This is a genomic window from Pseudoalteromonas sp. Isolate3 (assembly GCF_022398505.1).
Classification (GTDB): domain Bacteria; phylum Pseudomonadota; class Gammaproteobacteria; order Enterobacterales; family Alteromonadaceae; genus Pseudoalteromonas; species Pseudoalteromonas apostichopi.
Map to the genome: position 1 here is coordinate 1 of NZ_JAKEVN010000131.1, position 10,446 is coordinate 10,446.

A 10,446-nucleotide genomic window follows, 5' to 3' on the forward strand; every position below is an offset into this window, starting at 1 on the left:
ATTTAATAATACGTGAAATTTATCTAATTCCTAGTCGGTATTTTCAGATTTAGTTAAGCACAACGTAGTAGTCTGTATCGGCAAGACAGCGACATAAAGTCACATCTTCTGAAAATGTTGTGCTTTGTATTTTACCTTTTTCTAAGCCAAGCGTATGGCATTTGCTTTGACAATTCATGTAGGCATTCCATGCGAGGTATTCGTTGCACACAAAATTAACTGCATACAAAAGGGTGAGTATGATGAATAATTGCTTGGCTAGATACAGCCCTGTGCGTCTAGACATACTTGTTACCTTGCCCAGGATTCATTATTCAAGTGTAGTTCAATTAGAGCCATTAAGTGCTTTTTGAAGTCGTTTTTCTATTGCCTTATGTTCCTTTTTCACGATATGTTTTATAAGTTACAGAAAATTAATCAGTTATAGGAAAATCAATGACGCCGGCTATAAACTTATTAAAAAAGAAAGGCATTAGTTTTGATGTGCTCAGCTATCAGCATGAGCCTTCACAACAACAGTTTGGCCTTGAAGCGGTTGAAAAATTGAATCTTCCTGCTGAGCAAGTATTTAAAACCTTAGTACTCGAAGATACAGAACATCAACTCTTAGTTGCTATTGTCCCTGTTAGTCAGCAAGTTAATTTGAAAATGTTGGCAAAGGCTGCGTGCGTTAAAAAAGTGCAAATGGCTCCACAACAGAAAGTCGAAAATACGACTGGTTATATTTTAGGTGGTGTAAGCCCACTTGGTCAGAAAAAACGTCTTGTGACCTATGTTCATGAATCTGCAAAAGAATTTGATGTTATGTATGTGTCGGCTGGTAAACGTGGTTTAGAAATTGCCCTGTCTCCGCAGGATCTTTGCAGTTTACTTAATGCTAAATTTGCTAATTTTTAGCAATGTATTTTTGGTAGGTTATGCCACCGGGTTGTGTAGTGAGGCGATAGATACTCACGCTTCATATGCCAACGAGTTGTGGGTGTTTGGCTGGCTATCGCAAGCGTACCAACCCCATAACGAGCATTGATGTTATCAAGGCACTGCATCAGTTTAGGGTTATCTATAGGTGCTTGAAATAAATCTGGTTGCTGAAACATTTGACTTGATAACTCAAGTGCACCCACACCACATTTGTAAAATTGCACACCAGGCTTATAGAGGTGTTTAAATATCTCGCTGATGGCATTCGCAAACACGCAGCTATCAGCTGTGGCGACACTGAACTCATAAATATAAGATTTTTTATAATAGTCGTCTTGATGAGGCGAGCTGGCGACAAACAGTAATAAGCGTTTAGTTTGTGAGCCTTGCGTACGCAGCTTTCTTGCCACAATAGTGCCGTGATTGATCAGTGCAGTTTTTAGCGCTGTGGCATCAGTGATACGTTCCCCAAAACTGCGGGTCGAGAAAATCTCTTTTTTGTCTTGGCGCACTTCATCCCACGCTAAACAACTTTTACCACGTAACTCGTTCACTGTTCGCTCTAGGACTATACTGAATAAACGTTTCATTTTTCGTGGCTCTTGCTCAGCTAAATCAAAAGCCGTATTTATATTTATTGCTTTAAGCTTTTTAGCTAAGCGTCTGCCAACTCCCCATACATCTTGTACATCCATCGCTTTTAAAATGGCTAACCGTGAAGGTTCCGAATCAATCACTGCAACGCCATCAAAGCCGGGTAGCTTTTTCGCTGCATGATTAGCCGCCTTAGCAAGGGTTGCTGTTGGGCCAAATCCAACACCGACTGGCAGCTTTGCTTCGCGCCACACGGTACGACGAATATCATGGCCATAACTATGCCAATCGTGAACAAAGCTGGTGAAACCTGTAAAGTTTAAAAATGACTCATCTATAGAGTATATATGTTGGTTATCGCAAAAGCGGCCAATTACATTCATCATCCGCTCGCTTAAATCGGCGTACAGCTCATAGTTAGATGAGCGGATCACTACTTGGTTATCTTCGAGTATTTTCTTTACTTGAAAATAAGGCTGAAACTTTGGAATAGCCAGCTTTCGTGCGATTGGACACACGGCACAAATACAGCCATCGTTATTGGTCAGTACAACGACAGGTTTACTGCGAATTGCTGGATCAAACACTTTTTCTGCGCTGGCATAAAAAGCTACGGCATCGACTAAGGCGTACATGATAATAACTCTTTACTACTGCGATGTAAGCGAATAGAGCGAGTGACCACGCCTTCTAGTTGAAATTCATCAGATTGACGTAGTTGCACTGCAGGGTATTTGGGCGATGCTGATAATAACTGTGCATTGTGTTTATCTAACAGTTTACAGACAAATAAACCATTTAGATTTGCCACAATTACATCGCCATTTTTAACGTCTTCGGCGCGATCAACCAGTAATAAGTCGCCATCAAAAATCCCCACACCTTGCATTGATTCGCCAGAAGCAATACCAATAAATGTTGCATCAGGGTGCTTAATCAATAGCTGATCTAATGATAAGCCTAGCTCTTTGTATTGTGCTGCCGGTGATTCAAAACCACACACGCCAGCTTCGATATAAATAGGAATAACACGCATAACAAAACCACTGTACTGTATATTTTCACAGTATAGTGGTTTGTGGTTATCTTGCCAATAAGATCACGGGGTGTTGTTATTGATATTTTCGATCATGGTTGTGGCAATAGCGATAAAATTACGTACTTGTTCATCAGTTAAACCTTGGCAAAGTTTGGCATCGACCTCTTGCTCTGCAACTTCTAAGCGCGAGAACAGGGCGTTACCTTGATCAGTAAACGATAAAATTAAACAGCGCTTGTCATTTTCGTCGGCACATTTATAGACCAGTTCAAGCTTTATAAGCTCTTTTACTAAGCGTGCTATTTGTGCTTTATCACGGCCTGTTTTGGCAACAATATCATTCGCGGTACAGTGCTGTGTTTGGGCAATAATATGTAAGCAGCGTACATGCAGAGCGTTAAGACCAAGCTCGTTTGCGTTAATTGCTTCTCGTACAGTGACACGATAACTTTGTGCCAGTGTAAATAAAGCAGAAGAAAGAGAAGTTTGTGACATGGCTTACCTAAATTATGCTAGTTGGTATTAGTTGACATAATCAACTAAAAGCGTATAGTTGACTATATCAACTATTGGGGCGTTGTGCAATTTAACCAGCTAGGAGACCAACATGGCTAGAAAAGTTCGTCGTGCAACTGTATTAAGTACTACGCGTATTTCCCCGCATCTACAAAGAATTGTCGTTGGATCAGATGAGTTTGCCGATTTCCCGCAAGACGCAAAAGGTGCGTACGTAAAAGTACTGCTACCTCACTCGGGTGAATCTAAGGTTGAACTTGATCTACAAGCTAAGCGTCCTGCATTAATGCGCTCTTATACTATTCGCAATATTCATCCTGTTAACGGTGCAATTACCCTCGACTTTGTAGTTAACCAGCACATAGGCGTGGCAAGCAACTGGGCACAAAATGCGGTAGTAGGCGACGAGGTAGGTATTGCAGGACCTGGGCCTAAAAAACTCACCGACTTAACTCAAACACATTATCTAATGTTGGCTGATTTAACTTCAGTGAATGCAATAAATGGCTATTTACAAGTATTACCGAAAGACGCAATTGTTGATGTCATTATTCACGTTGCAGATAAAGCCGATATCATCGAGCTTGAGCAAATTAAAGCTAACACTCAGCACAGCATTAAATGGCTAGTTACAAAAAAGCCTGAAACAGAACTACTCGATCAAGTAATACGATTTTGTGCAGGATATAACACACAACCTATGGTATTTATGGCATTGGAAGCAAGCTTAGTAAAATCTGTGCGCCGCTTAATAACAAACCGCTTTGCTGTTGACCATGAGCATATTGTTGCATCAGCATATTGGAAGCGAGGTATTGATGCCGATGGCCTAAAGGTGGAAAAACAGCAACAAAGTCGTGCTTAATTAGCATTTGAAAAATAGTCGTTCGCTCTCATTTACTAAATATAATGAGTTTAATTTTGGAGAGCGAATGTCTGACCTTACCAACACGCCTTTTTCATTGCTTGAGTTGAGCCCAATGAAAGAGCACGAAACAGTTTCGCAAACATTAGCTAATAGCGTTACTTATGCACAAACAGCTGACAGACTTGGCTTTAATCGGTTTTGGATGGCAGAGCACCATAATATGCGCGGTATTGTTTGCGCTGCAACCTCAGTACTGATTGGTCACATAGCAGGTAAAACCCAGAATATTCGCGTAGGTGCGGGTGGGGTGATGTTACCTAATCATCCACCGCTGGTGGTTGCTGAACAATTTGGTACTCTTGAAAGTTTATATCCCGGTCGAATTGATTTAGGGCTTGGCCGTGCTCCAGGCAGCGACCCAATTACCAGCCGTGCCTTGCGCCGAGACGAACAACGCGCTGAACACTTTAATGATGAAGTAACTGAGCTTCAAGGTTTGCTTGGCCCATACAAAGGTGATTCACCAGTACGTGCAATCCCAGGTGAAGACACGAATGTGCCTATCTGGTTACTTGGCTCAAGCCTTTATAGTGCACAATTAGCTGCTAAAAAAGGCTTACCATATGCATTTGCAGGACATTTTGCCCCGCGTTTTGTTGAAGATGCTATTGCATTATATCGCAGAGAGTTTCAACCATCCGAAGTGTTAGATAAGCCATACGTAATGCTGGGCTTACCTGTTGTAGCCGCTGACACAGATGAACAAGCACGATTTTTATCAACAACCGCGAAACAGCGCATTTTAGCACTTATGCGTGGTAAGCCGCTTTGGCTTAAAGAACCTGTAAAAAGCATGGATGGTTTATGGACAGCGCAAGAAAAAATGCAAGTAGAAAACTTTTTAGGACTTTCTGTCGTTGGTGATCAAGCGAGCGTTAAGCATAAGCTGAGTATGATTAAACAGACGCTACAGGTTGATGAGTTTATTTTTACTAATGACCTGTATGATTTGAGTGACAGACAACATGCGTTAGAAATATTAGCAGACATCATGAACTAATACAGTCAAACGAATGATGAAAAACATGATGCGTATAACGATTTATTATACGCATAAATTGGACTCTGACACTCATGCAATAAACGGTTTTATAGATTGAAACAATTTAATTATTCCGTTTTAAGGATTGAAATTAACTTTATACAATACATTTATAAACTATTACCCTAGGAAGGTGCACCGTGAAATCTCAAACAATTGCCGCAGTAGAACCCCAATCAAAAACAGCATTAATCGCTGAGGGTGGTGGGCAACGAGGGATTTTTACAGCAGGTGTGCTCGATGCATGGTTAGAAAACAATTACGATCCATTTGATTTATTCATTGGCACATCGGCAGGCTCACAAAATTTAACGAGTTATTTAGCGCGTCAAAAAGGCTATGCAAAACGTTTGATCAGAGGGCTTTCTCGTCATAAACGTTTTTTCCAACTTGGCCGTGGGCTGTTTGGTAAAAGCATTGTCGATCTTGATTGGTATTTTGATAAAACCAAAGAAGTAAACCGTGCCCTTGATTTTAAAACAGCAACGCAAAGCCTAGGCAATCGCGAACTATTGATCACAACTACTAATGCGGCTGACCGTAAACCTTATTACTTGAGCCCAAATGGTGAAGATATGCAATGGTTGGCACTGTTAAAAGCATCAAGCGCATTACCGTTTTTATATAAAGATGGGGTTAACTTAACTCCTTGGCTGACAACTAAAGCTGCGAACGATGCAATTATTCAGAGCTCTAATACTGATTTAGTTCATGATATGTATCTAGATGGTGGTTTAGCAGCTCCATTACCAGTAAAAGAAGCCTATAACCGGGGAGCCCGAGATATTGTGGTTATCCGCACTGTGGATGAAAACTTTCAAGTTCAGTCAGAGTGGATGAATAAGATAAAATCGATAGTACGTGTATCGGGTTATTGTCCTAAAACAATCGATTATTTAGTACAGCACGAACAAGCTTATCAAGATGAACTTGATTTTATTGCCAATCCTCCAAGTGATGCGCGGATCACGCAAATTTTTGCAGGCGATAAACTACGCAGTAAGCTACTTGGTAGTACAGACTATGATCTACGCTACGATCACAAATTGGGATTAGCGGCGGGTCGTGAATTTTTACAGCAACAACTGCTAAATTAGTCGGGCGTAAGTTCGGTTAATTAATCACATTGCCTACTTGAGATATTTGTAAATAGAGTTAAAGTGGTTAGCTATTCACTTTTTGTGATTTGTTATTCTATAAGAAAAATAAAGGCTTGCCATGTTTAACACTTTGGTATCGACAATCAATGGTCTTCTCTGGGGAGAAGGCCAAATTCTTATCTATATTCTTCTGTTTGCCGGAATCTGGTTTTCGGTGCGACTTAAAGCGATTCAATTGGTTAAATTTAGCCATATGTTTAGCCTATTAAAGACGAGTAGCAGCACAGATAAAAACTCAATCAGCTCGTTTCAAGCCTTATGTACTGGTCTTTCAGCCCGTGTTGGTACTGGTAACCTTGCTGGGGTTGCCGTTGCTATTTCATTAGGTGGCAGCGGAGCAATATTTTGGATGTGGGTGATTGCCATTTTGGGCATGGCCACAGGCTTTGCCGAAAGTGTACTTGGGCAAGTGTACAAAGTAAGAGATGCTAATGGCGAATTTAGGGGCGGGCCAGCTTATTATATTCAACAAGGGTTAGGTAGTAGGGCGCTTGCGGTGAGTTTTGCCTTTTGCTTGTTTCTTGGGTATGGCTTTACGTTCAGTGCTATGCAGACTAATACAATTACTGATGCTCTCAATTACGCATTTGAAATTCCAACATTGTATTCAGGTATTGTGATCACAATACTAGCAGGCTCAATTATTTTAGGTGGTTTTAAAGCGATCGCCCGCTTTGCTGAGCGAATTGTGCCAGTAATGGGCATTTTATTTGTGCTAGCCGCTATCATTATCACCTTGCTTAATATTGGTAAAGTGCCCGAGATGATTGAAGATATCTTACTTTCAGCCTTTGGCTTACAAGAAGCTGGAGCCGGGGCTATGGGCGCAGCAATAAAAAATGGCATTCAGCGTGGCCTATACTCTAATGAAGCTGGCGCCGGTAGTGTACCGCATGCATCAGGCTGCGCATCGCCAGTTCCGAATCATCCGGTCACTCAAGGCTATATTCAAATGCTTGGGGTGTTTTTTGACACCATTGTATTGTGTAGTTGTACTGCGGTAATTATTCTACTGGCTGATATTGATATAAGCGGCGAAATGGAAGGAATACGCTTAACTCAATCTGCAATGACAGCGCATATGGCTGCTGGTGGCATTTACTTTGTAGCGGCTGCGATTTGTTTATTTGCGTTTACTTCTGTGGTTGCAAATTATGCCTATGCAGAAAGTAACCTACATTTATTTAAGCTTGATAATAAACTTGGCCGTGGCATTTACACCTGTTTATATTTATCAATGATGATTTGGGGAGCTTCAGCAACTATTAAACAAGTGTGGGATCTGGCAGACATTGCTTTAGGTTTAATGACAGTGGTGAATGTAATCGCTATTATACGCTTAACGCCAACCATCTTATCTGTGACAAAAGACTATCATAGTCAACGTGAAGCAGGGCAAGAACCGAGCTTTGATTCTGAAAAAGTGCAGGTTCAAGGTCAAACAGAGCAAGGAATTTGGCGCAAATAATCTAAAACAATAACGAGCAAAGTAACCATGATAGATATTTACGCAGGGCCAAGTGCTGCAAAAGTTATTCAAGAGCAAGGCCTATCTGCAGATTTGTTTAATACCTTTTTAGGGGCAAGCGGCGGGCCAAAGTGGTTTACTTTATTTGGTCTGGATAAATATCTATTTGGTGAATTTTTTAAAGACCGTAGCACACCTTTAAACTTATTAGGGTCAAGCGCTGGCGCGTTTAGATCTGCCTGTTTTGCACAAAACGATCCTGTTGCTGCTATATCAAGATTAGCAAAGTCATATTCTGAAACACGTTATTCATCCAATAAAGCAAAGCCTGAAGAAATAACAACAAAAGCCCGAGAGTTGTTACGCTATGTGTTTGCCGAAAAAGGCATTCAAGAAATTATTAATAACCCAATTTTTAAAGCCCACTTTATAGTTGCAAAATCGAATGGATTTACAGCATCAGAAAACAAAGTAATGCAATTAATGGGTTTATCAAAAAGCTACTTACTAAACAGAATGAATAGACGTTTTTTAAGTAAGCAATACGAGCGTTATGTGTTTCAGCCTGCTGATAGTAAGTTATCATTTTCAGATAACAATACTTTTAATACCCATACTATAGAGTTAAACGAAGATAACTTACCGGATGCTTTACTTGCTTCGGGCTCTATTCCATTAGTAATGCAAGGCATTAAAAATATAACAGGAACACCGCCTGGTATGTATCGCGATGGTGGTATCATCGATTATCACTTTGACTTAAATATACATAATGATGGGCTTATTCTATATCCACATTTTAATAGCAGCCCTAAAGCAGGGTGGTTTGACAAAAGCTTAAAGCGCGGTATAACCTCAAGTAACTATGATAAGGTGGTGATGATCACCCCATCAGCTGACTTTGTTGCTTCATTACCCTATGGCAAAATCCCTGATCGTAAGGATTTTACTGAGCTTGATGCAGATACACGGATAAAATATTGGCAGCAGGTATTCAAAGAAACCGAACGGCTAGCAGATGCTTTTGATGCAGTGTGTACTAAAACGCACACACCGAAAGTAAACCTTATCAATTAAAATAAAACATTGATAGCCGTTATTTAAACTGATTAATCAGCGCAGTCTGCTCAGTAACTTTACTGAGTAACGCTTCGCATAACTGCTGTGAAGTATGGCCAAGCTCAGTACATTTATGAGCAAAATCTTGTGCTGCGGTTAGGTTTGTAGCAATAACCTGACTCGCAGTCAGTTGCTCATTCATAGCATGAGCTATAATACTATTGAGCTCACTTAATTTTATTGATTGTGCTTTTATGTGGTCCAAACTATCACCGCTTTGATGTGCAAGCTCTACACTTTTAGCTGACAAGTTTAGCCCGTCTTTCATGGCAACTTGGGCTTCCTTTGAAGCATGAGTAAGTTGATTCAATACATTGTTTATCTCTTCTGTTGATTGTTGAGTTCGTGAGGCCAGTGCACGTACTTCACCTGCAACAACCGCAAAACCTCGGCCATGATCACCCGCTCTGGCAGCTTCAATAGCCGCATTTAAGGCAAGTAAATTAGTTTGATCAGCAATAGCGTTTATCTCAGATAAAATTGCCACAATATGTTGATTACCTTCTATTAAGTTTTCTAATTGGCTACTAGCTGTCTTAAGCTTTTTATCAAGCTCGCTGATTGAGTTTATGGTTTGCTTGACCGCAAGTGAGCCTTCTTCGGTTGCTTGATTAGACTTTTCGGCAGCTTGATTAGATTTTTTAGTACTTGAAGATAGTTCATTAATAGACGCGGTCATTTGTTCTGTTGCGACAACAATTTGAGAAACTTCATCCGTTTGTTTATTTAAAAGCTCAGTAACATTATGGCCGGACTCTGCACACTGCTGAGCATTTTGATTAACGCCCATGGTCACATCATTAACACGGCCAACGACAGCCTTTAATTTAGCTTGTTGCATCTCTAAAGCAAGATTTAAAAAACCAGAAAGATCATTGGTACCAGAATAGAGGTAAGCCATTAAAGGATTATCGTATACTTGTTTTGCTTTACTGATCAGCGCTAAGTATTTTTGACGCCAAAAATACATGAGCCCATTAGCTGATGCTAAGAGCAGTACAAGTAAACAGTTAAAAATATCGAATCTAGAACTAAATACGCCAGCCAGCGAACCTAAAAAACTAATGAGTAATAGGGCACTTATGTAAAGAGTGGCATCGAACTTTGCCGCAGTAGCATGGGATTTTTGATTATCGTTTATTTTAGCGTATTCCGCTGTTGCTCTTTGTACAACATCATCGCTTTGCTTGGTTCTTACAGATTGAAACTCAACAGTACGACCACTTTTATCTTTAATTGGTGTTACAAAGGCATTCACCCAATAGTAATTACCATTTTTACAACGATTTTTAACGGGCCCCATCCAAGATTGACCATTTTTAAGGTGTGTCCATAAATCAGCAAAAGCAAGTTTTGGCATGTCTGAGTGGCGAACGAGGTTATGAGGCTTACCCTCCATTTCATCAAGTGTATAGCCAGCTATCTTACAAAATTCATCATTGGCATAAGTAATAAAGCTTTGTAAATCTGTAGTCGATAATAGGATGTCAGATTCAGAAAATTTAACTTCGGTATCGGTTTTAATTCTATGTTTCACGTCAAAATCATCCAAGTACAGCTTTGGTTTCAGAAAGTTAAATTAGCGTTTAACAAAACAACCTAAAATCAAAAAGAAAGTTAGTGCTAAATTAGCTACTAATGTTTATAAACAATTTAGCG

General features: G+C 40.1%; 11 protein-coding genes. 6 read left to right on the top strand and 5 right to left on the bottom strand.

The features are described 5' to 3' along the window. Positions 1 to 49: 49 nt before the first annotated feature. Positions 50 to 286, bottom strand: coding sequence for a hypothetical protein (locus tag L1D46_RS17975; RefSeq protein WP_130052402.1), 237 nt, complete (start codon positions 284 to 286; stop codon positions 50 to 52). A 149-nt stretch (positions 287 to 435) separates the two neighbouring features. On the opposite strand from L1D46_RS17975, the gene ybaK reads away from it, so the two are divergent. After that, positions 436 to 897 carry a Cys-tRNA(Pro) deacylase gene (gene ybaK / locus L1D46_RS17980; RefSeq protein ID WP_130052401.1) on the top strand — a complete coding sequence of 154 codons (462 nt, stop codon included), beginning with the start codon at positions 436 to 438 and terminating at the stop codon, positions 895 to 897. Here the strand turns inward: ybaK and L1D46_RS17985 are convergent. From L1D46_RS17985 to L1D46_RS17995, 3 genes are all read right to left on the bottom strand, one after another. Beyond that, positions 894 to 2,150: a Y-family DNA polymerase gene (locus L1D46_RS17985; RefSeq protein WP_239977987.1), complete on the bottom strand. Its 1,257-nt coding sequence runs from the start codon at positions 2,148 to 2,150 to the stop codon at positions 894 to 896. The genes ybaK and L1D46_RS17985 overlap by 4 nt on opposite strands. Then, positions 2,138 to 2,551 (bottom strand): translesion error-prone DNA polymerase V autoproteolytic subunit, encoded by a 414-nt coding sequence (gene umuD, locus L1D46_RS17990; RefSeq protein ID WP_130052399.1) that lies wholly within the window; start codon positions 2,549 to 2,551, stop codon positions 2,138 to 2,140. Before umuD ends, L1D46_RS17985 begins: the two co-directional genes overlap by 13 nt. Positions 2,552 to 2,614: 63 nt before the next feature. After that, a complete protein-coding gene (locus L1D46_RS17995) occupies positions 2,615 to 3,049 on the bottom strand; it encodes a MarR family transcriptional regulator (protein ID WP_130052398.1) in 435 nt (144 codons plus the stop codon). Between the two features lie 112 nt (positions 3,050 to 3,161). Here L1D46_RS17995 and L1D46_RS18000 point away from each other — a divergent pair, with 112 nt between their 5' ends. From L1D46_RS18000 to L1D46_RS18020, 5 genes are all read left to right on the top strand, one after another. Continuing rightward, a complete protein-coding gene (locus L1D46_RS18000; protein ID WP_130052397.1) occupies positions 3,162 to 3,935 on the top strand; it encodes a siderophore-interacting protein in 774 nt (257 codons plus the stop codon). A 67-nt stretch (positions 3,936 to 4,002) separates the two neighbouring features. Further along, positions 4,003 to 4,998, top strand: a complete 996-nt coding sequence (locus L1D46_RS18005) for an LLM class flavin-dependent oxidoreductase (protein WP_130052396.1) — start codon at positions 4,003 to 4,005, stop codon at positions 4,996 to 4,998. Positions 4,999 to 5,180: 182 nt separating this feature from the next. Then, on the top strand, positions 5,181 to 6,137 hold the full coding sequence (locus tag L1D46_RS18010; RefSeq protein WP_130052395.1) for a patatin family protein: 957 nt from the start codon (positions 5,181 to 5,183) through the stop codon (positions 6,135 to 6,137). A gap of 121 nt (positions 6,138 to 6,258) precedes the next feature. Continuing rightward, positions 6,259 to 7,668: an alanine/glycine:cation symporter family protein gene (locus L1D46_RS18015; protein ID WP_130052394.1), complete on the top strand. Its 1,410-nt coding sequence runs from the start codon at positions 6,259 to 6,261 to the stop codon at positions 7,666 to 7,668. Positions 7,669 to 7,695: 27 nt separating this feature from the next. Then, positions 7,696 to 8,745 (top strand): patatin-like phospholipase family protein, encoded by a 1,050-nt coding sequence (locus tag L1D46_RS18020; protein WP_130052393.1) that lies wholly within the window; start codon positions 7,696 to 7,698, stop codon positions 8,743 to 8,745. 19 nt (positions 8,746 to 8,764) lie between these two features. Here L1D46_RS18020 and L1D46_RS18025 read toward each other — a convergent pair whose 3' ends face one another. After that, positions 8,765 to 10,324 (bottom strand): methyl-accepting chemotaxis protein, encoded by a 1,560-nt coding sequence (locus L1D46_RS18025; RefSeq protein ID WP_130052392.1) that lies wholly within the window; start codon positions 10,322 to 10,324, stop codon positions 8,765 to 8,767. Between the last annotated feature and the right edge of the window lie 122 nt (positions 10,325 to 10,446).